Source organism: Prevotella sp. ICM33 (assembly GCF_000517825.1).
GTDB lineage: Bacteria > Bacteroidota > Bacteroidia > Bacteroidales > Bacteroidaceae > Prevotella > Prevotella melaninogenica.
This window is the reverse complement of record NZ_JACD01000051.1, coordinates 55,958-78,824: the sequence shown is the minus strand read 5'-3', so window position 1 is coordinate 78,824 and position 22,867 is coordinate 55,958. Positions and strand designations below refer to the sequence as shown.

24 protein-coding genes and 5 pseudogenes are annotated in these 22,867 nt (G+C 30.0%); 2 read left to right on the top strand and 27 right to left on the bottom strand.

Annotated elements, in window-relative coordinates:
- Nucleotides 1-86: 86 nt before the first annotated feature.
- The 21 genes and pseudogenes from HMPREF1505_RS05895 to HMPREF1505_RS13455 all read right to left on the bottom strand — a co-directional run bounded on the left by HMPREF1505_RS05895 (nt 87) and on the right by HMPREF1505_RS13455 (nt 16,521).
- Nucleotides 87-905 (bottom strand): hypothetical protein, encoded by an 819-nt coding sequence (locus tag HMPREF1505_RS05895; protein WP_036923699.1) that lies wholly within the window; start codon nt 903-905, stop codon nt 87-89.
- A 77-nt stretch (nt 906-982) separates the two neighbouring features.
- A pseudogene (locus HMPREF1505_RS13725) lies at nt 983-1,207 on the bottom strand (DUF5675 family protein).
- Nucleotides 1,208-1,703: 496 nt separating this feature from the next.
- Nucleotides 1,704-1,973, bottom strand: coding sequence for a hypothetical protein (locus tag HMPREF1505_RS05885; protein ID WP_036923697.1), 270 nt, complete (start codon nt 1,971-1,973; stop codon nt 1,704-1,706).
- Between the two features lie 2,088 nt (nt 1,974-4,061).
- Nucleotides 4,062-4,334: a hypothetical protein gene (locus HMPREF1505_RS12620; protein WP_051412333.1), complete on the bottom strand. Its 273-nt coding sequence runs from the start codon at nt 4,332-4,334 to the stop codon at nt 4,062-4,064.
- A gap of 576 nt (nt 4,335-4,910) precedes the next feature.
- The gene (locus HMPREF1505_RS12615; protein WP_051412332.1) at nt 4,911-5,264 is read right to left on the bottom strand and encodes a hypothetical protein; all 354 of its coding nucleotides are present in this window, start codon (nt 5,262-5,264) and stop codon (nt 4,911-4,913) included.
- A 626-nt stretch (nt 5,265-5,890) separates the two neighbouring features.
- Nucleotides 5,891-6,112, bottom strand: a complete 222-nt coding sequence (locus HMPREF1505_RS13330; RefSeq protein ID WP_197017500.1) for a hypothetical protein — start codon at nt 6,110-6,112, stop codon at nt 5,891-5,893.
- A gap of 108 nt (nt 6,113-6,220) precedes the next feature.
- Nucleotides 6,221-6,919 carry a hypothetical protein gene (locus tag HMPREF1505_RS13325; protein WP_197017499.1) on the bottom strand — a complete coding sequence of 233 codons (699 nt, stop codon included), beginning with the start codon at nt 6,917-6,919 and terminating at the stop codon, nt 6,221-6,223.
- A 339-nt stretch (nt 6,920-7,258) separates the two neighbouring features.
- The gene (locus tag HMPREF1505_RS13320) at nt 7,259-7,492 is read right to left on the bottom strand and encodes a hypothetical protein (RefSeq protein WP_197017498.1); all 234 of its coding nucleotides are present in this window, start codon (nt 7,490-7,492) and stop codon (nt 7,259-7,261) included.
- A 431-nt stretch (nt 7,493-7,923) separates the two neighbouring features.
- Nucleotides 7,924-8,079, bottom strand: a complete 156-nt coding sequence (locus HMPREF1505_RS13140; RefSeq protein WP_155948918.1) for a hypothetical protein — start codon at nt 8,077-8,079, stop codon at nt 7,924-7,926.
- A gap of 99 nt (nt 8,080-8,178) precedes the next feature.
- Complete coding sequence (locus tag HMPREF1505_RS13480) at nt 8,179-8,346, bottom strand: hypothetical protein (RefSeq protein WP_155948917.1); 168 nt, start codon at nt 8,344-8,346, stop codon at nt 8,179-8,181.
- 504 nt (nt 8,347-8,850) lie between these two features.
- Nucleotides 8,851-9,360 carry a hypothetical protein gene (locus HMPREF1505_RS05865; RefSeq protein ID WP_036923696.1) on the bottom strand — a complete coding sequence of 170 codons (510 nt, stop codon included), beginning with the start codon at nt 9,358-9,360 and terminating at the stop codon, nt 8,851-8,853.
- Nucleotides 9,361-11,203: 1,843 nt separating this feature from the next.
- Nucleotides 11,204-11,566, bottom strand: a complete 363-nt coding sequence (locus HMPREF1505_RS05860) for a phage tail tube protein (protein WP_231480351.1) — start codon at nt 11,564-11,566, stop codon at nt 11,204-11,206.
- 26 nt (nt 11,567-11,592) lie between these two features.
- On the bottom strand, nt 11,593-11,934 hold the full coding sequence (locus tag HMPREF1505_RS05855) for a DUF3168 domain-containing protein (protein ID WP_036923695.1): 342 nt from the start codon (nt 11,932-11,934) through the stop codon (nt 11,593-11,595).
- 549 nt (nt 11,935-12,483) lie between these two features.
- Nucleotides 12,484-12,657 (bottom strand): annotated as a pseudogene (locus HMPREF1505_RS12860) (head-tail adaptor protein); the annotation flags it as partial.
- A 280-nt stretch (nt 12,658-12,937) separates the two neighbouring features.
- Complete coding sequence (locus tag HMPREF1505_RS13475; protein ID WP_231480350.1) at nt 12,938-13,027, bottom strand: phage head-tail connector protein; 90 nt, start codon at nt 13,025-13,027, stop codon at nt 12,938-12,940.
- A 26-nt stretch (nt 13,028-13,053) separates the two neighbouring features.
- Entirely contained in the window at nt 13,054-13,746 is a 693-nt protein-coding gene (locus HMPREF1505_RS13470) for a phage major capsid protein (protein ID WP_231480349.1), read from the bottom strand.
- 15 nt (nt 13,747-13,761) lie between these two features.
- Nucleotides 13,762-13,920 (bottom strand): hypothetical protein, encoded by a 159-nt coding sequence (locus tag HMPREF1505_RS13465; RefSeq protein ID WP_231480348.1) that lies wholly within the window; start codon nt 13,918-13,920, stop codon nt 13,762-13,764.
- 448 nt (nt 13,921-14,368) lie between these two features.
- Nucleotides 14,369-14,725, bottom strand: a pseudogene (locus HMPREF1505_RS12855) (HK97 family phage prohead protease); the annotation flags it as partial.
- A gap of 610 nt (nt 14,726-15,335) precedes the next feature.
- Entirely contained in the window at nt 15,336-15,524 is a 189-nt protein-coding gene (locus HMPREF1505_RS05840; RefSeq protein WP_036923694.1) for a hypothetical protein, read from the bottom strand.
- A 139-nt stretch (nt 15,525-15,663) separates the two neighbouring features.
- Nucleotides 15,664-15,921 (bottom strand): annotated as a pseudogene (locus HMPREF1505_RS13460) (phage portal protein); the annotation flags it as partial.
- A gap of 402 nt (nt 15,922-16,323) precedes the next feature.
- Entirely contained in the window at nt 16,324-16,521 is a 198-nt protein-coding gene (locus tag HMPREF1505_RS13455) for a phage portal protein (RefSeq protein ID WP_231480352.1), read from the bottom strand.
- A 246-nt stretch (nt 16,522-16,767) separates the two neighbouring features.
- On the opposite strand from HMPREF1505_RS13455, the gene HMPREF1505_RS05830 reads away from it, so the two are divergent.
- Nucleotides 16,768-17,175 carry a hypothetical protein gene (locus HMPREF1505_RS05830; RefSeq protein WP_036923693.1) on the top strand — a complete coding sequence of 136 codons (408 nt, stop codon included), beginning with the start codon at nt 16,768-16,770 and terminating at the stop codon, nt 17,173-17,175.
- Nucleotides 17,176-17,228: 53 nt separating this feature from the next.
- On the opposite strand, the gene HMPREF1505_RS13720 is transcribed toward HMPREF1505_RS05830, so the two are convergent.
- From HMPREF1505_RS13720 to HMPREF1505_RS13130, 6 genes and pseudogenes are all read right to left on the bottom strand, one after another.
- Nucleotides 17,229-17,420 carry a terminase TerL endonuclease subunit gene (locus HMPREF1505_RS13720; RefSeq protein WP_308339619.1) on the bottom strand — a complete coding sequence of 64 codons (192 nt, stop codon included), beginning with the start codon at nt 17,418-17,420 and terminating at the stop codon, nt 17,229-17,231.
- Nucleotides 17,421-17,597: 177 nt separating this feature from the next.
- Complete coding sequence (locus HMPREF1505_RS13715; protein ID WP_308339620.1) at nt 17,598-17,900, bottom strand: terminase TerL endonuclease subunit; 303 nt, start codon at nt 17,898-17,900, stop codon at nt 17,598-17,600.
- Between the two features lie 12 nt (nt 17,901-17,912).
- Nucleotides 17,913-18,566, bottom strand: a pseudogene (locus HMPREF1505_RS13710) (terminase large subunit domain-containing protein).
- A gap of 656 nt (nt 18,567-19,222) precedes the next feature.
- Nucleotides 19,223-19,378 carry a hypothetical protein gene (locus HMPREF1505_RS13450; RefSeq protein ID WP_231480347.1) on the bottom strand — a complete coding sequence of 52 codons (156 nt, stop codon included), beginning with the start codon at nt 19,376-19,378 and terminating at the stop codon, nt 19,223-19,225.
- Entirely contained in the window at nt 19,378-19,761 is a 384-nt protein-coding gene (locus HMPREF1505_RS05815; protein ID WP_036923692.1) for a phage terminase small subunit P27 family, read from the bottom strand. The genes HMPREF1505_RS13450 and HMPREF1505_RS05815 overlap by 1 nt, the downstream gene beginning before the upstream one ends.
- Nucleotides 19,762-19,802: 41 nt before the next feature.
- The gene (locus HMPREF1505_RS13130; protein ID WP_155948916.1) at nt 19,803-19,952 is read right to left on the bottom strand and encodes a hypothetical protein; all 150 of its coding nucleotides are present in this window, start codon (nt 19,950-19,952) and stop codon (nt 19,803-19,805) included.
- 904 nt (nt 19,953-20,856) lie between these two features.
- Between HMPREF1505_RS13130 and HMPREF1505_RS05810 the strand changes: the two genes are divergently transcribed.
- Nucleotides 20,857-22,620 carry a DEAD/DEAH box helicase family protein gene (locus tag HMPREF1505_RS05810; RefSeq protein WP_036923691.1) on the top strand — a complete coding sequence of 588 codons (1,764 nt, stop codon included), beginning with the start codon at nt 20,857-20,859 and terminating at the stop codon, nt 22,618-22,620.
- The last annotated feature ends 247 nt before the right edge of the window (nt 22,621-22,867 follow it).

The following is a 22,867-nucleotide window of genomic DNA, read 5'->3' as shown; positions in this document are numbered from 1 at the left end:
ATGATAGAAAAGAATATTAAGTAATAGACTAAGGGGTAAAAAATGACAAAAAAATAACACCCTAAAAATAGAGTGTTATAATGTAGTTACCAATAAATACTATTAAGCGTTGGTATTTTAATATTCTTATATCTACTTAGAAGATTCTTTAAATGGTTTAGTTTATCACCATTATCTTTATATTCCGTTATAAATTTAATATCATCAGAGATACTAAGTACATATATCATTTTAGATATTAAGAAGGATTTATCTTTAGATGCTTTAGCTCCTTTTTTAGCTACTAAGGGTTTTAGAAACATACTAAGATACTTATTAAATAGATATATCTGATATATTAATGGTAGGCTGGTAGTTGCATTTATATCTAATGTTGATTCATCTAAAATCTTGTTATACTTCTCCATAAAAATAGTTATAGCTGCATTTATATATATTAAAGTTGTCTTATCGGTAATAACAACCTTTTTGCCACCTTCTACTTTAAAGGAAAGTTCCCCACCTTTTTCAGCTGATAATATACGGTCATATTTTATCTTTATATTCATTTTATTTAATTCATATAACAAATTAGATAGTTCTTCCCTATGTGTTGGATTAGTCTTTATTGCATTTGTTGTTTGTCCTTTTACATAGTCTTTAAGGAATAAACAGAGATACCAGAATTTGTTAGAATCTAAGCCAAAAGCATCTAAAGTATATTGTATTTCTAGTTTATCATCTAAGTATTTATCAAAGCCAATAGGCTTTATTATTCCTTTTACATATCTATCACCAAATAAATCTGGCATATTAGAATCATAAAAGCCTTCTCCAGCATAAGCTGGAAACTCTTTATTAGCAAAGTCCACTACATACTCCAGTAATGGCTCATCATAATAATCTTCTCTACTTTGAATATCCATAGGGACAAAGATACTAAAAAAGGCTGATACACAAAGTACCAGCCTAATTTTTATTCTATAGTTATAGTAATATCTTTCTATCCTTCTAATTTCTTTAATAATCTCTCTAATGTTTCTTTACTGTCAAATACTCCACCTTTAAAAGTATTCTTTCCTACTAATATACAACCTTCTGTATCTTTAGGAAAGTTACCCTAATGGATTCTTATACCGTCAAATCCTTTAACCCCTACTATTAATGGTAATATTCTTTTAAATCTAGGGCTATAAGTAAGGTCTACTTTATAAGTTCCAGTAGGTATAGCAGTCTTACTAAATATCTTTTTAGCTTTAATATATAGTAAACTCTAACTATCACTTAATCCTCTATCAGTATCTTCTAATGTATTGCAGAAAAACTATCCATCTATATATAGATTACCTATAGTGTAATCATTCATTTTTGACGTTCTCTTTACTACTATTCTCATTTGATATTTTATGTAAAGCATCAGTAAGTACATCTATAATCTTATTATCAGCTTTTGTTTCAAACTCTCCTATCTTACTTTTAAAGTAAATACTCACTCCAAAGATACCACCAGCAGTAATAAAAGCCTAAGCTATGTATATTAATACTCCAGTGGCTATATTAAAAGCATTAAGGAAAAAGGATAGAAAAGCAATAGCTATACCACTAATCACTAGTAATATAGCCATACTATACTATATTTTATCCTTAATGCCTAAAGTCTACCATTTATCCATTAATTATATAGAAATTTTACCTAAGTTTATATATTTCCAGACTAAGCACTCCTAAGTACTTTTCTTCTCTATACCAATTTCACACTTTAATACTAAGAATTGTCCAGATTTTATATCTATGTATGATGTATAAGAGAGTGGCATACCAGCAATATCCCCATAAATACTAATGGTATTTGCTGGATATTTTGGATTAATCTTATTGTATATATAAAAAAAGTTCCCAGCAAATCCTCTACAAATCTCATTCCATTCAGATTTTTTTAAGCCTAAACTCATACCACCCATAAAAGCATCACCATCTACTGTACTAATAAACATCTAAGGTAATGATAAATTTTGCTAAGGTAGGTATGTTCTAGTTCCTCCTACTGGCTCTTCATTATTACCTATCTGGATTCTAGGCATTACTTTATCTAATCTAAGTCCGCTATAACTACCTTTCTATATATAATACTCAAAGTTTTCTTTAGTGATTATTGTTTTTCCATAAGATACACACCCCTAAAATCTAGCACTTCCACTACCTATTAAATTACCTTTAGAATCAATTTCAAAGGTAGGCTATCCAGATTCATTAATGACTTTAAAGTTATTAGATGTAGCTACTATCTATCCATCTTTAAGATTAATACCAGTTGTTTTTAATTTGTCTGCAACATTATTTGTTACTTCTAATTTGATATTATTAGCCGTCTATGAAATCTCTGTTTTTGTGGTATATGTTGATGGTATTTTATCAACTGTAGTTTTAATACTAGTAACAGTAGAATTTATGCTATCTGCTTTCTAATTTAATGTAGAATAATTATTAGTTATCTACTTTACATTATTTGCTATCTTAGTTTCATTAGCTGTTATTCTACTTTTGATACTGGCTACTTCTGTATCTGTAGCCTATTTAATTTCAAATGTAGCAGATGGAATTAATGTTACTGGTATTGTATATCTTTCTATAATTCCACCATTTTCACCAAATGTTATTTCAATGTGTGTAATTGGGTCATTGTCCTACCCTTCATAGGAGGCATCATTATCTATATAGCGAAAAGTTCCATCAGAATTAATAGTAACATCAAAATCTATATCAGAATGTTTTATCATTCCCTATATAGCATATTTTGTAGGGTTGGTTACTGCTTTTATAGTATTTCCAGTAACCTATATAATCCTTCCACTAATATTAATATGTAGATGCTCATTACTATCTACATACGCTTCCTATGTGTAAAACTATAGCTTAACAAATTCAGCATCTTTACCAGCAGCTCCAGTATCTCCCTTTTCTAATATAGATATGGTTATTTGTCCTCTTGCTATATTAATCATATTACTAATTTTAAATGGAGTAGGTTTTTATACCTACTCCAAATTATTATTTACTCAAAGTTACTATATATGTAGCTTTTACCGCTACTTCTGCTTTAGTTACTGTAAGAGTTCTACCAGTCTTTGTACCGCTTGTACCCCAGCTATTATCTAAAGCACCATCTTTATTATATTTCTACCAAGTGCAAGTTAATCCAGTGAAAAAACTATCTGGTAAAAGATTTCCATTTTGCCATACATTAACCTTTAATGTAGTAGATGTATTACCACTAGTAAGAGTAGTTCCAGCTGGTGCTTCTATATCTACTGAATATGGGTCACTCATATCAGCAAATGATATAATATCTGCTACTGATGTATTTCTAGTACCACTAGAAGGGTCTGTATCAGTAATAATACATTTATAACTAGCAAAGTTTAAAACAGCAGCAGCTGGTATAGTAATCTCATTTGTATTAAAGTTAGTAATACCATTAGCATTAGCTGTAGTAATATCTTTCCAAGTACCATCCAGTACCTACCATTTATAAGATACATTAGTATTATCAATAGCTGAACCTCTCCACAAATCGCAATGAGCTTTTAAAGATGCTACATTACCATTTTTAAATACAGTGCCATTAGGAGCATAAGCAATAGCTCTAATTGACTATCCAGTATTAGTAACCTTAGTAACAGTATAAGCAGCCTTAGCTGTAGTTTCAGCTCCAGTATCGGGGTCTACATAGATTACTGTACACTCTATAGAAAGTGCATTAAGATTACTAAGATTGTTCTTAATTGTAAGATTGTAAGGTGATGTAGTAGCTGCTGTTGCTCCAAAGTTATTAAGAGTAGGAGAGCCATTTATTTTCCATTCTGGAGTACCTTTTAACCTAGCTACCTAGTTAGTTGCAGTACCAGATACATAAACTTCTGGAGATATTACTAAGTTAGTTGCTGGATAATTAGGTACATAGGAACTATTTTCCTAGTTAAAAATCTGTGTTGCTGGCTGATTAGATGATAAGAAAAGATTAATAGATTTACCATCATTTAAATCAACGATTGTTATTTGTCCTCTTGCAATATTTGCCATAATTATAAATAAGTTTTAATGTTATCAATATCAATTATACAGTTAAAAGTACATCTTCTAATTACATCATTATCTGTTAAATGTATGGTTTTTCCTATACCTTCTTTTGTTTTATTCCAAGCTGTATCTGCATCCTTATTTGTGCTAACTCTAATCCAGCTAAATAATGAAGGCGGTATTTTGTCGGTTATATTTTCCGTACCATACCATACTTCCGCATATAAATCTACTTCTCTATCATTTATAAGAGTTAAATTACCGTCTACAGAGTACACTCTTACATCTATATTATTTTCTCCCTAATAAGCGTTATGCTTTACATAGTCCTCTATTCTTTCTCCAGTAGATACTTTAAAATTACCAGTAAATTCATTTAATCCAGAACTAAGTACGGTTAATCTATGTGTATCTAATCTATAGTCATTAATTCCTTTATATTGTACAATAGAAGGAGCTACTAAAGCAGTATCTAAGAATTTACTATTATAAGCAGAAAGTATAATAGCGTTCTATCTGGTTACATCAGTTCTATTACCAAGCTATACTATCTTATCTCCTTTAGCTGGATTAGCTGTAGAAACTGTATCTTTATCAGTAGCAGAAAGTATAACATAGTTATATAAAACATTCTCTATAGTTTCAGTTCCTACTTCTGTACATAATCTCCAGTAATAGGTATTAGCAACATTATCAGTTGTACCAACATTAAATGTTTGGCATACTATCTAATCATTCTAAGCAAACTGATTATATATCTTTTTATCTCCATCTGTAGCTCTCCAATAACATTTAAAGTTACCATTTACTGTAGTTACTTTATCTATAGTAGCATTAGCTGGAGTAAGAATTATCTAACCGCCTACAGATTTAATTTCATCTATTATAAGACTAAAAAAGTGTGCTGCTTTAGTAACAGTAAGAGTTTCTACTGATATGTTGCCAGCCAGCAAATCATTTAATGTAGCCTTTGTTCCAGTCAATTCTTTAAACTTACCAACTAAATAGTTTAATGTATCTCCAGAAACATCATTAATAGTAGCTTTCTTAATAGTCCCAGTATCAGTAGTAATATCATTTCCAGTTAGTTTATTACCGCTAATAGTACCTTCTGCATTAATGTTACCGCCTACTTTGTCTTGTTCGTCTGTAGTAGCTTTTACATTAATATCACCTCCTACAGTGGTAATACTGGTAATATTACTCATATCACCGCCTACATCCTATTTACCATTAAACGGCTAACCGTATATAGTATGTGTTTCCAGTTCCTAATTATCCTATTTAGTAGTGCCTTCATTATTATAAATAATTCGGCTATCTTTTCCAGAATCTTTAGGCTTATTATACTTCTGTATTTGTATCATTTCTTTTCAATTAGTTTAATATCCACCTAATTATTTCTGTAATCTCTATTTATATAGTCTACTATAAATACTCTATCATTAATAGTAGTATCTCTATACAGTCCATATATCTAGTTATCATTTCTAAGGGGTAACTATAATATAATGGATGCTGTATTATACTAATTATATATCCTCTATATTAAATGTTCTTCCTATCTGGCTGTATCTCTAGTTGCTCTATTATATGTTTTATCCAGATATTCCATACTGCCATCAGTTTTTTTAATAGCTATAGAGCTGTAGTTTGGTTTTTTATTATCCCAAGTACAAACCTTAAATTTAATATCTCCCAGCTCTTTTACATAGTCTGTATTAATATCATTGGTATATATAGTATCACTATCATTAACCTTACTAAATGTAGGGTCGCCAATAATAGCCTTAAACTTAAAATCCTTTAGAAATACACAACTATGTTTATAATGCTATCCTTTATCCTTTCCAGATTTTGCACTATGAAAATTAGGGTCAAATGGCTTATATACTGTAAGTGTTGGTAAACCGCTTATAACTCCATTTTTAGGTAATGTAATTAAATATCCTTGCTCGTTTGTACCAATACGCCAATTAACACTATTGATAAACTTTAGATTCTTAAACATAGTTGCATCTGCTCTTCTATCTCCTTTACCAGCATCATCTTTCATATATGGAATTTTGAAAGTAGTTTCTGTTGTTACCCAGCCATTATTTCCTTTTTTCTAATCACCACTCCAATATAAGTTACCCCACTATAATTTAGCCATTAAATAGGTCTATCCAGCATCCATAGCATACCGCCCTTCTGATATATCAGATTCTCCTTCTGGAATTGGATAGGGGTCATCATCGTAATAGTGATACATATAATTACCACTAATAATAAGATAAGCATTATCTCCTCCAAATAAAGCAGTAGTATCAGATACAACTGTTTGTAAATATGGATATTGAGTAATATTATCATTACTAATATGATTACTTTGTGGATTTAATAATACTATGTAATCTGAAAAATCAACCTTACTAAATTCATTAGCTGCTAACCAATTATCTAAAGTAATTTTACCTTTAGTTACTTGAAATACTAAATCTGAAAATATAAAAGGAATATCTGAACCTACATCTAACTTCTTAACACAAAACTTAGCTATAGTAGCACCGTGCATAGATTTAGTATCTGTATAGTTTAGTGACTTAATACTATCTGTTATATCTCTACCATTAGCATCATACTTGTAAAACTTATAGTATGGATTATTAAAGTACTTAACAAATACTACGTTTAAAGCATTATTACCTCCGTCTGGATTCCTTACTGTATCTAAGAATACTATCATATTCTTATTTTTACTATCAGCAGTATTACCTACTTTGTTAGCTACTACTTCTCCATATATACCAGAACTGGCAGTATTAGAGTTTTGTAAAGTAGTATCTGAATCAGCTGTAATATTAATAGCTCTATCAAACATATCTGGTAGTATCTCATCAAACGTATATAAATCATCAGTAATTTTTACTTTGTTATAAACATTGTCGATAGATAAAGATGCACCACTATTTGAATAATCATCAGCTGTAATAGTCTTATTAAAAGATACAGTTATTTTTTCTGGAGTAGGATTATCAATAGTATATTTATAATAATCATTGATTCCATTTTTAATAGCATCATAATCCAGAAAATAAACTAAATCTCTATCAGCAACAGCTGTTACCCCTAGAAACTTACAAATCTCTTCTAATACATCTTTATAAGTCCAAGCTACATCTGTATCAGATTCCTCTGGTTTCTTATCATCATAAAAATTCTATTCTGATATGTATAGTTTATCTAAGATGCTATCTATATTTGTGTTATTAAGTTGTGTGTTAGCACTAAAAACAAACCCAGCATAAGCATTACAGTTTTTAATAGCCTTATTAATTATGCTTAGTAAGGTTGTTACTTTCTTTTTATCTGTTGTGTACTTTATATATTGTAGAGTAGCTAAAGCATCTATACAAGAAAGCTCTATCTCTTCTCTTTCTTCTTCAAATCCCATATTATAAAGGTTTGGCTCAATGTATCCAGTCCAAGCTATACCTTTACTATCTGATAATTCTATTTTAGTACCCTATGCTTTACCACTATAAATATCAAAGTTATAATCTGGTGTAATTATATTACAGCTAGCAGACTGATATTTAACTGGCTTATATATTGTATCGTCTGAACTATCCATCTCTGTTTTAAAAGGTACACTACCTAGAGTTAGATTTCTCTAGATAGTCCCTTTTGTTCCATTAGTTATTTTAATTGTATAGAGATTATTATTAATATCTCTAAACCCAGCATTATAAATCATCGTATTTTACCCATTTTAGAACCATAGTTATTTAATGCTACATATAAATCAGAACCTTTAATTTTGACTGTAGGAGTACCAGTATTAGAAGCAACTCCACCGCCATCTAGTAGCCTAAATAAATTACCCTATTGTTTATTATTAAGTATCATTTCTCCAGCGTTTACTCTGGCAAACATATTATCACCGTGAAAACTATTACCACCAATAACTCCACCATCAGCAAAGCTACCAATCATAGCAATACCAGCAATAACAGCAGCTAAACCAGCAGCAATAGCCACTATATTTAATGGGAAAGGTAACTAAGCTCCAGATTTAGTAGCACCACTAATAGCTTCTGCACTGTTAGCAGCTACTTTAGCTTGTGAGTTGGCAACTTCCTAAGATGTTGCAGCTGTATCAATAGCAGCAGTAGCAGCTGTTGTAGCTCCTAATAATTCTGTAATAGTATTTACAGCAGTCATTACACTACCAACAGTTTGTAATATAGTTGTAGCAGTATCTACTACTCCCATAAAAACAGTCCAAGCATCAGCACCATTAGCCAAAGCATTAGATAATGATTCTATACTATTAACAACATTTCCTATACCTTCTAAGCCACCTATAATATCATTCGCATTATTTCTAAAATCCGCAAAGTCTTTTTCAAAATCAGTTTCAATATGTACTTTTATTGGCTTTAATCCTAATGCCTATAATTGCTTATTAATATCAGCTATCTAACTATCAGCAGCCTATTTGTCTATTAGTCCTATATTACGCTAATTAGTAACAGAGCTAATATTTGTCTAAGCATTATCATAAGATTTAACTTTATCCTAAGTGCTAAAATCCAGCTTTTTAATCTTAATAGTAGTAGTATCACTAATAGTATCTATAGCATCCTATAACTCTTTCTTAGTGGTTTCTAACTTAACTCTAGCATCTACAGTAAGATTTTCATTCTATAGCTATTCTGATATTTCTTCTATTTGATTATTCAAATCAGCTATAGAACCTTTTGCAAATGTATTTAGTAATTCCTTCTATTGCTTAATTTGCTTAGTAATCTAAAACCATTCATCCGTTCTAGGTACTGTTTTATTTAGTCTGTAGTTAAGTATCTGAATATTATTATTAATATCCTTAATGCTTTTAGCACTATCTTTAAAGCCATTATTATTAATATCATCCAGCTTAGTTTGCCAGCTCTCTATAAGATTAGTAGTTTCTTTGAAAGCATCAGTATTAGGGTCTAAGTTCTGTAATTTGTCGCTAAGAATCTGGATGTTATCACTCATTCCTTTAATAGTCTTAGCATTTACATCAAAACCAACCATAGAAAGTTTATCTTTCCACTTTTCTAAAAGTGATTCAACTTCTTTATAAGATTCTGAATTAGGTACACACTTCTTTAGCTTTTCAGATAATACATCTATATTATCCTCCATAGCTTCTATAGTAGTAGCAGTTTCCTTATATACTTTCTTTGGTGTTGTATTTTTAGGTGTTTTATGTCCCTTACCTTTCTTCTTATTTCCTTTTTTGGTACTAGAACCACCTTTATAACTTTCAGCCATTGCTTCCTTCCTAGCAGTATTGGCTTCTAGCTATGTTACCTATGCTTGCTAGCTATAATATTCTTTAATATTATTTCTGGCTTGTGTCATAGGTGCATTTTCTTTGTTATCCTATATTTCATTTATTCTAGAATAAGCATAGCCTATAGTACCTTTAATCTATTTTTCCTTTGCATTTAGCTACTGTAATCTTTTCTTATCAGCAGCAGATAAATTACTTACTGGATTACTTCCTTTATGTCCTACTGGTCCGTCAAAGTCTGTATCTTTTCCTTTATTAAGTATCTTATTACGCTCTGAAACTATAGCCTATAATTTCTTATTAGCTTTTTTACCCTATTCAGCAGCTTTTTCTTCATTAAGGAAATAATAATCTATTTGATTATCTGTAAGATGTTTTCCATTAAGCTAAGGATTTACAATAGCTCTAATTTGCTATCTACCAGTATCTAAGTTTTTCTTACCAAACTTACTATGAGCTTCTGCAAACATCTTATCAGCATCTTTCATTTCCTCTACAGCAGCTTTCTTTTGCTCTTTAGTTCTAGCTTCGTAATAGTGTTTTTGTGCTAAAGCTCTCTTTGCGTTTACTCTAGCATCTATTACTCCTAACTATTGTGCTGCTGTTGCTAAATCATCTAAAGCATCAGCTAACTTACCAGATTCTTCTATAGTCTGCTGTAATCCATTTATAAAGTTACTAAAGTCAGCATTTACTAAACAAGTAGCAAAGTAATCTACAGCACTACCAGCCTAAGTTTGTGCCCTTTCTACAGCATCTCCTAAAGTCTGGCTATTATCTAACATTTCATTAAATAAAGCCCCAGCACTCATAGCCACACCAAAGAATCCACCTAATTTACCAAGTGTACCGCCTAAAGTACTAAGTATATTACCAGAGCCATTAGCACTAATACCAACCTTACTAAGTAAACCATTAAAGTTACCTAATGAACTACCAGTAGACTAACTAGCTCCTTTTAAACTTGCTATCTCTTTTTTACAATCCTACAGCTAGCTTTTAAACTGCTGATTCTAAAGTATAATTCTAGTTACAAAATCAGCCATATATTATTTATTTTTTAATGAATATTCTTTTGCTTTCTTTCTAAGTCTTTCTATATCCTCATTACTCATACTAGTTTCCTTATTCATCTCTTCCTCATTATCCCAAGCAAATTTAATAATGTCTGTAGGATTTAGTTTCTTTCTACTATTTACCTATGCAATAATATAGGCTATCATTCTGCTTTGTTCCCAGCTATCCCTATGTTTTAAGTGCATAGATGTAATAAGTGGCTATACTTCATACATTTGCATTTTATCTAATACATAGTCTGGAGATAAGCCACACTATATTACTAAAGTCTAGTATATTTCAGTAACGGTTAAAGACTTTTTTTTTCGTCTGATTCTACTTTACTATATACATTTCTTTTTATAGCTTCATCAGTAAGGAATTGCTGGAACTATGTAAGTAAAGTAGGGTCATCATCTATATAATCCATAAACTCGTCAAATGTCATAGTATTATCTGGATTATTAGCTAATAGGATGCAATAGAAAAATATTAGCTCATCTGATAAACTTTCTATTGTAAACATCTTATTAGTAATCTACTCAAAGAGCATTAAAGCCCTAAAAGTATATTTCATTTTATATTCTTTCTTATTTATAATCATAGTCTATTTAAAAATAAAGCCTACCCTTTATGGGTAAAAGAGTAGGCTATTAGTTATTATTAAGCTATAACTTTTGTAAGCGCACCAACTCCAGTAAATTGTACTGTAAATGTTGCGTTTTCTCCATTTGGAGCGTTTTTCTCCAAAGATGTTATAATCATCTATCCAGTATATCCATCATTAGCCTTAGCTTTCCAACCACCAGTTTTAACAGCATCTAACTTACCTTCTGCTAAATTAGTAGAACTTCCTTCCAAAGCAAATACACCAGTAATAGGCTTTCTTGCTATCATCATTCCAAACAAATCATCATAGCCAATACCTTCTACAGCATCTGCACAAAGGTTTTCACTTGAAGCAGTCCAACTTAAAACACCTACTTCACTGGTTTGCCACTTGCCACCACTGTCTTTAGAACTGGTTTCTTTTGTATCTGCACTAATTGACAAACTATGTGATGTAGCAAATCCAATAGATTTACCACCCACAAAAAGCATCATATCACTACCTTTAATTACACTCATTTTATATTAATTTTAAATGTTAGTTTCTATATAAATGTATCTTCTAAATAATCCTCATCTGCATCATCTAAAGTAATTTCCTCTATAGTAATACCAGCATAAGTACCTCTACTATGCTCCAGTATATCCTTAACTTTTTCAGCTATTGTTATGCTCTCTTCATAAGTATTAGCTGCTACAATAATATCTAAAGTAGCTAATTCTGAAAAGTTATATACATCCTTAGTATTAGCTGGCTCTAATCCACTACGCTTATAAACTATAAATGGAAAAGTAGTACCTTCATCGGCAACTAAAGGAAACACTTTACTTATATTATTTTTAGCCAATATAGTATATATAGCTTTACCAATTTGTAGACTACTCATTTCTTAGATGCTATTTTCTAAATTGATTCTGATAGTAAGTTATCTATACTACTGAATACCTAACTTTCACTTTCTTTCTAAGCTGACTTAAAAAAGTTCTTTCCAGTAATTACACCTCTAAAACCACCTTTTCCACTTCTTTTTAAATGCCTACCTTCATACCCAGTTATTTTATGTCCTCTGGTATATCTGTCTTTTGTACCAGATTCAAAAAACTTTAGTCTAAAATCTCCCATAATATGCACCTTAGCTTCAGTACCTTCTTTGTTTACTTTGGCTTTAATACCACTCTAAAGAGATTTACCATACTTTGCAGATTTCTTAGTGGAGTTCTTTACTATATTCTTTAAATTACTTTTAGTCTTTCTTACTAATATCTAAGCAGCTTTTCTAAGTGCTGCTTTCATTGCTTTAGTCTAATCTTTACCAGATAAAGCAGCAAATAGATTTAATACCTAACTATCATCAAATTCAATCATTTATTAACTCTGCATTAATTATTTTAAACTACTTATGTTTATCAGCCTAGATAGATAAAATTCTATATTTCTAATCGTTCCAAGTGATACGCATAAATTCCGTTACTTTGTGATAATATCTAATTTTAAAGACTACAGTATAAATATATACTATCTCATTGTTTTCATTAGTTCTATTACCATTACTATAAGTAACTCCAGCTCTAGTAGTTACAAATTCAGTCCATTTAATAGCATTAGCTCCAAATCCATTTTGCTAAGTGATTGGCTTTTCTATAATAATTCTATCCGTTAATAATCCAGCCTACATATTATGGTATATTATAATGTTTATAAAGTCCTAATAAATACTCCATAGTATAAGGTACTTTCATTACAGTACTATAACTTACTGGCTCTCTATTAGCATACAGATTACCAATCATTAGTAAAATAGAATGAGTAACAGCAGATGGTAATTTACCACCTACTATTAACTCATTTAAAGCTATGTCTAAATGCTAAGCTACTGAATCTTCTGCTACCTAAATAAGAGTTGTTATATAAGTATCATCATCAGTAAAACCATCATCTATATTAAGATGTTTCTTTGCTTCTTTTAATGTAACAAACATAGCTTTTACTTATTAAATAGACTATATTACTTAATTACTTTCTTAGCAAATGCTTCGGCTCTGCGTGGCTTAGCATCAAAGTAAGCGTTAATAACTAAGCGTACTTTACCGCTTGCTGCTTGTGTATATGGGTCTACAGTCAAATCAATACCGCCCCATTGTCCTATTACATAATCAGAGAAATTACCTAATACCATACCTTTAGATGTACAAGCTGATGTAGAATAAACTGGAATACCGTCTACTTCTCCACCTTCCATCAAATAACCAGAAACTCCAGTAGATTTAAGAGTAGTCTTTAAAGTAGCCTTAACATTAGGTGCTACAATAAATGCAAGATTACCAGTTACATTTTTATCCTCTAATGCTTGTTCCATATCTACAATACCTTTAAAATCTAAAGCTGTAGTATCAGCAGTTACACCATTAAATACGCCAGCTGGCTTAGTATTAGAACCAGCAGCATTACCTAAAATAGTTTTCTCCAATTCATTAGAGATAGCTCTTACAATATCATTTTTAAGCATTTCCTCTGCTGATACTGAATCTTGAATAAGGAACTGCTTAGAAATATCTATAAATGCTGTCAATCTCTTAGGCTCTAAATTAACTTCACTAAATTTACCAGCACCATCAGTAGCAGCATCTACTTCACCAGCCCAGCCTACATTAGAACCACTATATACTGGAATAGATACATTACCTACTAAACCACTCATATAAGTAGCACCAGCCTAAGCCATTACTAAATTAGCTCTAAGTGGCTCTAAAATATTAAGTTTATCTTCTGCTACAACTTCTTGCCCATTTGTAGCTACTGTAGCTTGAATATTTGCTCTTTCCTCAATAGGTAATACAATCTGACCGCTATATGATTGCCCAGCCTTACGCATTTCTGCAATACCAGCGTTTACTACTTCCTAACTTCTTTCATCCAAATTACGGTTATTTGCGATGTCATTTACTGCTTTAATCAATGAAAATTTACTCATAGTTCTTTTAATTACTTTGTTTGTTTCTTTGTTTAACTTATCATTAATATCTCTAATTTCTTTGTCAACATCTGCTATTTGCTTACATAAATCATTGTAAGCATTTTCTTCATCTGCTGATAACTTTCTAGATTCAGATTTACCAGCTGTAAGGATATTCTTAGCTTGAATAGTAAGCTATTCCTTTTTATCCAATAACTCTAATGTGTTAGCCATTAATTTTATTTTCTAGTTCTTTATAATAGTCTTCTATCTCTTTCTTTTCCTATTCTTTTAAGTTATCTAGTCCTCTGGTATTAACTGATGTTGCATCATAAGCAGCGTGATAAACTGGTGATACATCATAAAGCTATTTAATATCTTTGATAGTACGTAAATAAGTACCGTCTGCTCTTTTCTCCCAGCTATCAGAACCTACAGTAAAAGCAAATGAAGATGTACTAATATCACCCCTTCTAAGTCCTTCTAATAGTTCATCACCTAAAGCAGTATTAGGAGCTTCAAAAGCATACTTTAATCCTTTATCATCTATAGTAAGTTCTAAACTTCCATTACCTTTATTACATCTGGCTAATACTCCTTTGTCCTCATTGTGATTAAGTAAACAAAGTACATCAGAATTAGCTATAACCCCTTCTAAGGCTCTACTGTCTATAATCTCTTTAAATCCTCCTAAATCATTTGATTCAGAGTTAAAAACTAAAGCATATCCTTCTACCTATCTACTTTCTGGTGTGATAGCTCTAATTTCTAAATTATTATTTCTTACTTCCTTCATATTATTCAGCAATAAATTCAGTACCATTAGGACTAGTATAAAATTTATTCTCTACTTTATCAAATAATCCTACTTTATTATCTTTCTTACGTTTTGCAGCTACGTAATCTCTTACTAATATATCATTCTTATATATCTAAGCTGTCTTTAATCTAGCTTTATAATTAGAATGTTCCTAGTCTGTCTTAAACAGCAGTAAGTTGTCAAAGTGAATCTTATCATTATGTGTCACTTTATCAGTATGACTGCCTATGTTAAATTCACTCTGATATTTGGTTATATTCCCTCCCATACCATTACCGTACTAAAAGGATGATATATTAGGGGTAAAGGTAAACAGACTAAATTCATTATATATACCCTTTACAGTTTCCGATGTAATGAATATACCTTGAATCAACAGACTGTAGTTATCACTTCGCTTACCAATTCCAAAGTAAATGTCATTATAACCATCATATCTGTTTTGTTTATTATCGAAATATAATATATCTTTCGCAATTTTTACTTTATCTTCTTTTGTGGAACTGAAATCAGTCTATATAAAAGCATCAGATTGATTTTCTATATAATTTATAATTTCAACATCTTCTATATTTAATGATTCTGCTGAATTATTTACTGGATTAACTGTTATAGGATTACTTGTTTCTGGTTGTTTATTACTATCAAAAAAATTATCAACAGTAAACTCTTCTATAAATTTAGTTACTCTAATTACTCCCATTTTCTATAGTATTATTTTTAGCAACAGTAGTAGCTGCTTTTAAAGTTTGTACATTAACCTAAACAAAGGTATTATCTCCATCTGGTAAAGCTGGTAAATCTAATTCTTTTCTAATTTCATTAGGACTAATTACACCAATCTAAAATAGAGTATTGTAATAGCTTGCTAATGATTGTTTATCAGCTCTTAATAATGTAGCAGTATTAAATCTAACATCTATGTTATCTCTTTCACTAGGCTTATATAATTTTCTTTCAAATTCCAGTTCTATCTTTTCTAACAATGGAGAAAGAGTATCAGTAAGGAAAGCTAACTCTGTAGCTTCTACAGTTGAATAACTGGACTTTGATAAATCAAATGCTTTTACTGGAGATACACCAAAGAATCTACATATATCTACTACATTAAACTATCTTGTTTCTAATAACTAAGCATCAGCTGGATTTACTGTTATAGGCTAAAATTCCATATTTCCCTCTAATACAGCTACTCCATTTGGTGTACCAGTAACGGGACTAAAAGCAGTCTACCAGCTAGTTTTTAAGTCATTCTTTTGCTTACTTGTTAAAGTACTTTGTACTTTCAATATACCAGCTAAATTAGCACCACCTTTAAAGAATCCCTAAGCGTGTGCTTCACTATCTGTAGATAAGCCTAATGTATTTTTAGCGTGTGCTAATGTACTAATTCCATTAATGCCATTATAGCTAAAGTTAAGTAAGTGTATCATATTACAAGCTTCAACAGCATTAGCCATACCAGTAACACTATATACTATATTATCATTAATAGTTTGTGGCTATATAACTGTTACTAATTCAGCTGGAATATAATGTAAAGCCTTAGCATTTCCATTAGTATCTCTTTCTATATAAGCATATCCATTACCTTTTAAAAGCATACTAATAACCAAAGTCTTTATAAATGTGAACCTAGTCATTTTATTATTAGGCTCTCTATTTAGTAAGCTATAAGTAGGATGCTCTGTATATTTAATCTTATATCCGTCTTTATCTATTTTATATGGCTCTAATGGTAGCTAAGCAATACTATCAGATATTACTTCTACACACCTATAAACCGTACTAAGTAGTAAAGCCTTACTTTCTGTATAACTTCCAGTGCTATTATACATCAAATAATCAAATGGATTACTACGTTCTTCTATTTTTTTCTTTTTACTAAAAAATCCCATTTATTATATATTTTTTGTATCTTTGTCCCAACTTAACAATTATTGATTATGAGAAAAAGTTTATTATTGCTACTATTTCCGTTGTGTTTAGTTTCTTGTGGTGGTGGTACTAGCCAAGATGATTATGATGCTTTACAAGCTAAATATAATCAATTAGAAAAAGAAGCTAATGATTGTAAATCACAATTATCTAGCTGTCAATCAGAATTAGCTGATTATAAAGAAAAGTGTGAAGATTTGCAAGAGCAGATAGAAAATCAATCATCTTCTAATGATATACCTACACGAGTAATAGAAAGGACTGTAGTAGGTAGTAATGCTAAACAAATATTAGTAATAGCTAAAAATGATGTAAAAAATCTTTACAATGATGTTCTTTATGGTAATGTTAATGGAACAGATGATTTATTACGCAGAATAGAAACCATATTAAGTTATATGGATGATAATTCTTAAATAGTTAAAATTTCATTGCTATAATGAGGAACTGTAAGATACATTCCTAAAGCCTATATAATAGCTATAACTCCATCTATCTTTTTAGATTTAATTCCTTTATTAGGCTTAACATTTCCGTTATAGTCAGATTTTAATTCAACATTTCTAAAGCACCATCTAGTAATCTCATTGTTATCAATAACAGTATTACCAGATAATATTAACCGTTCTAATTCTTTTGTAGGACGGTTAAAATTTCCCATTGTCTAAGGATATTCTTCTAATGGTAGTCCTATCTCTGTAGCGTGTATTGCCCACTAAGTAGCGTTCCATTTATCATATCCTATCTTTTGTATATTTAAGATATTACTAGCAGCTACTATATCATTAGTAATATAATCATAGTCAGTAACATTACCAGTAGTAATAGTTATTAATCCCTACTGTTTCCAAAGTTTATAAGTTTCTCTATCTGGCTTATCTACTAAAGCAGATTCTGGCAAATAATAATCAGTTTTAAAGTAATAAATATTATCCTTCTCAATAAGATAAGATACAGCCGTTAAATCTGATGTAGCAGATAAATCCACACCTATATAACATTCACAATCTCTAAAGTCCTCTAAATGTATATCTTTACTAGCTTTGACTATATAACTTTCTGGTAGCCAAACATCAGCAACATCACACCAAAGATTTAAGGTTTTAGTTTTTACTCCTACTTCCTCACTAGGATTATTAATAGCACTTTGTACCTATTCTTTAATATACTTACTTGTTACAGTAACATTTAAGTTTGGAGTACATTTAACCCAGTTATCTTTATCAGTCCAATTATCTTTATCATCTAAAGAATAGATAGCAATAAACATACTATCATCAGTCTTTAGCTTATTAAGTATTTCTATAGATGTACTTCTTAGCTTATAACAAGGTAAAGTTTTATCAAAACCAGCAGTAGTAATAGTACATAGATGAGGATTATTACGCATACCCATTGAGGATTTAATAACATCCCTAACCTTACTATTCTTTGCAGCGTGGTATTCGTCGATAAGTCCAAAGCTGGCATTAAATCCATCCAGTTTAGAATCATCAGCAGCAAATACTTTCAGCTTAGAATTATTTAAAGCAAACTATACATTATCTCTATAAGGCTTTAAATACTTTCCTTTAGGGTCTAACTATTTACTAAAGCTACTACAAAACTCAAATGCAATTTTAGCCTATTCTTTACTGTTAGCAGCTAAATCTACTTCTGCTCCATCTTCTCCATCAGCTATTAAATAATAAAGACATAAAGCAGCAGCTAAAGCTGTTTTACCATTCTTTCTACTTACTTCTATATAAGAGCTGGTAAAACGTCTGGTATTCCCATCTTTCCAGTACCAGCCAACTATATTAGCTATTATAAACTGCTACCAGTTTTCTAGCTTAAAATGCTTTCCACTGGATTTACCCATAAAGTGTTTAAGAGTGCCTATAAAATTAATAGCTTTATCTACTACAGATTCATTAAAATAAATATCCTCTCTTTGTAGGTCATCTTTGAATCTCTAGCAAGCTAATTTTATAAGCTCTCCAACAACTATTTTACCATTAAGTACATCTTCTACATAATGGTAATATCCTTTCATAGTTAATTAAACCATTTAATTATAGTATCACCTTTAAAACCTTTCTCCCATATAAACCAACCATAAGCAATAGCACTGTTATTTTTATAGGTTTCAAAATCTCCATTTTTAGCGCAATTTAATCTACTGCTACTAACATATAATACTTTAGGTGGGTATTTCTAAAATAGTAGTTTTCTTTTCTTTCCTTCTAGAAATTGAATTTTAAGAAACATAGCTACTTTATTTCCTTCTGGTATAATATCTAATGCTTTTTCTATAAATTGCTAAGCATATTTATAAGGAGGATTAGTAATAATATCTCCTTTCCATAATTCAGTATTTGTATCAGCTAAAAAGTCTTTAATTTCTATTCCTTTTATCCTTTCTATCAGATCTGAACAACGTACATTATAATCACTATCTTTTAATACATTTGCTATATGATTCTAACCGCAAGCACACTCCCAAATATCTTTATTAAACTTCTCATATTTTAATAACTCTATTATGGCTTTTGGCTCTGTTGCATAAAAATCATTCTCTTCTCTTTTTCCTTCTGAATGATTTGAAGCTCCTAATGTTGTAAATATGTTATTACTCATTATCTTACCTCCTTATTACTCTTTACAAACTGTTCTAATGGTGATAACTCACTATCTGCATTTTCCATTTGTGGTAACTTAGCTCTAGATTTAGCGGTTAATCCAAACTCTGTCATTATCTTAATTGATTGTGTAATGGCATCTTTTCTAACTTTTACTAGTGGATGCTCTGATATATTACCTCTATCACTTCTAACAGTTAAGCCGTCTGTTTCTAATTGCTTACTAGCTAATACAAAAGTATCATAACATCTAGCCAGCATATTTAAAGCAGCTGTATCTACATTTTCCATTACTCCAGCTTCTGTAAGGTGAGAAATTACATCTTTCATATAATCCCTAGTTTCCTTATTTAGTCCAGTAGGTAGTTTAAAATTACTCATTATTGTTTTTTCCTTTCTACTGATAACTGGTTTAATTTGTCCTAATAATCTAAATAAATCTGACTATCTTCTAAATCCCATAAGTAAGCTAAATTAGCTATACCTTCTGCATTAACTAAGGTTTCAGCCATCATTTTAGTAAGCTGTTCTACCTTCGTATCATTAGTTTTTATAAATTTGTCTATTCTCATATTTCAATCTATTTAATAAGTTTAGTCCTCCCATTCTGTTCCGCCCAGAATCTCACTCTTTTAGAGAAAGTTGTGCTACTATTACACCATAGGAGATAATTCTTTAACAACAGCATCTAAATTTAGTCCGTGTGTTGTTCCATTTCTATGTAAATAAGAATGATGCTATTTACATAAAGCTATAAGATTATTATAATCATAAGCTACTTTTAATCTCATATTTCCAGAGTAGTTTAGAAAGCTATCCTTATGATGTATATCTTCTGCTGGAGTAGTCTTATCTAAAGCTAAACAAATTTCACAAAGTGGGTGCTACATTATATAAGATAATCTAAGCTCTTTCCATCTTTTACTTTGGTAAATATCATTTCTCTACTCCTTATTAACCTATCTGTTATGATAAAGTTTAGGAGCTTTCTATAAAGTAGGCATATTATAGTTATTATTTATAGTTGTTTCTATCAATATTCTTATAGCAAATATATATGTAATTAAACTGTATTCCAAATAGTTATAGCATAAATTTATAATATTGAATATATGCTTATTTATAGTTGATTTTTAAGAAAAGTGTATCACTCAAATACCAGATTTTGAATTAAAATAAAGCCTAAAGTAGTCTAATAAAAATTCAGAAAAATAATTTTTTATTCACTTGGAAACACAAAAAAAATATCATATATTTGTTATAGAAAAATTAGAGAAAGTGTTTGCAACAATAGATAAACATAATGATTATTTTTTTAGGTTGAATCGAGAAAATGGGCTTTAAGTAGCCCTTTTCTTTGATTTTCAAGGTTACAAAAAAATTACTTTGTTACTTATATAAGCCTAAAAAATGTAACCACACTACAAACACACTTTAGATAGATATTTTTAATTTAACCCTAAAAACTAATCAAAAATGAATGAATTTATTATTAAAGGTGGCACACACCGTTATTTAAGTGAATTAGATTTATTTAAAAATGGATTACCAGATGGAATTATAAATAAGACTAAGCCAGATGTAGGCGGTACATATTCTGCTGCAAATTGTGATAAGAATTATATTATAGTATGTCCATTTAGAGATTTAGTAGATAGTATAGCAGCAGATAAGAATAATAAGTATAATATCTTTAAATGTTATGCTGGAGTATATGAGCCAGAGTTTAAAAGATATTGTAAAGAGAATAAGATTAAGAAAATAGCAGTTACTTATGATAGCTTTAGTAATAAGATATTAAAATGGATAGATAATCCTAATGATTGGTATATAGTAGTAGATGAGTATCATTTATTATTAAGTGAAATGGATTATAGGGAGGATTCAATAACTAAGCTATTAGAAACTATCAAGCTGTTTAACCATTATTCTTTATTGTCTGCTACTCCTATAGATATTAGTTTTGAGATACCAGCATTTAAGGAATTACCACATTATAAAGTAATCTGGGACGAAACAGAGAAAGTAAATGTAATGAGATATAAGACTACTAAACTTATCACTGGTGTTACTAACTTTATAAATGAGTTTTTAGAAAATGGTCTAAATATAGGTGGTATAGATGTAGAACAGTTATTTATTTTCTTTAATACTGTTACTGGTATAGAGCAAATAGTAAATACTTTAAAGATAAATCCAGAGTTGGTTAAAATCAGTTGTGCTAATAGAATCCGTAATAAGAAAATATTAGGAGATTATGAGATAGAGCCAGTAACCAACCCTAATAAAAAGATTAACTTCTTTACAAAGAAAGGGTTTCAAGGTTGTAATATGTTTAGTAATAATGCTTTAGTTGTTGTTGTAAGTGATGGTTACAGAGATACTACCTTAGTAGATATATCTACAACATTAGAGCAAATAGTGGGTAGATTAAGAGATAATAAAGAGTACCATAATATATTTAGAAACTTTATAGTACACTTTTATAGTAATAATAATCATATCTTAGATGATAATGAGTTTAATCAGCTAATGAGTGATAAAGAATCTGATGCTAAACTTAAAATATCTGGTTGGCAAAAAATGAGTAATGAGGAAAGAGAATCCTACAGTAAGGATTTAAACTTAGAGAAATCTCTTATTTCTATAGTTAATGGAGAAATGAAAATTAATGAGCTTAAAAGACAATCATTTATTTATAAGCAGTCAATCAGAAAGCAATATAAAGATGGGTTTGGTATAAGAGCTGCTTATAATAAGAGTAAAAGATTTAGCATATATACTAACCAACAAATCTGGGAGGATTTTAATATTAAAGTTAAGAAAGCTATAACAATTAGCTATAAAGACTTATTAAATGATTATTTATCTACTAGGAGCGAGGAATATTTAACTGATTATCCAGAGTTTGAGAATATTGTTAAATACTTATCTGTAACAGAAATACATACACTCCATTATAATAAAGAAAAAATGTTAGCTAGAGTAGCTGATAAGATAAAGCTGGAAAGAGTTTACAGAGATATATATGCTGAAATAGGGACTGGATTTATTAGCACTAAGGATTTAAAAATAATATTCGCTAAGCTCTTTAATAAGTATGGAATAGAACTAAAAGTAAAAGCATCCTTAATAACAGAATCTCCTTACTATGATGCTGTAGAAAAAGTAAAAAAAATAGAAGGTAAACCTACTAGGGGTTATATGATAGATAAAATAAAATTAACCTTTAAAATTTAATCATTATGAACGGATATTAGAAAAGTGAACTTATAGGTAGATAGAAATTATAGTAGTTCTTACTTAGTAAAGGAGTTACTGATATATAGTTTACTAAAGGAGATTATGATAGGATAGATTGTTTCTTTAAATATAAAGATAAAGTAATAGGAGTAGAGATTAAAAATAGAAATCCCAGATATGAAAGTTACGATACTTATATAATGGAGAAATAGAAATTAGATTATATGGATATACTATAGAATAA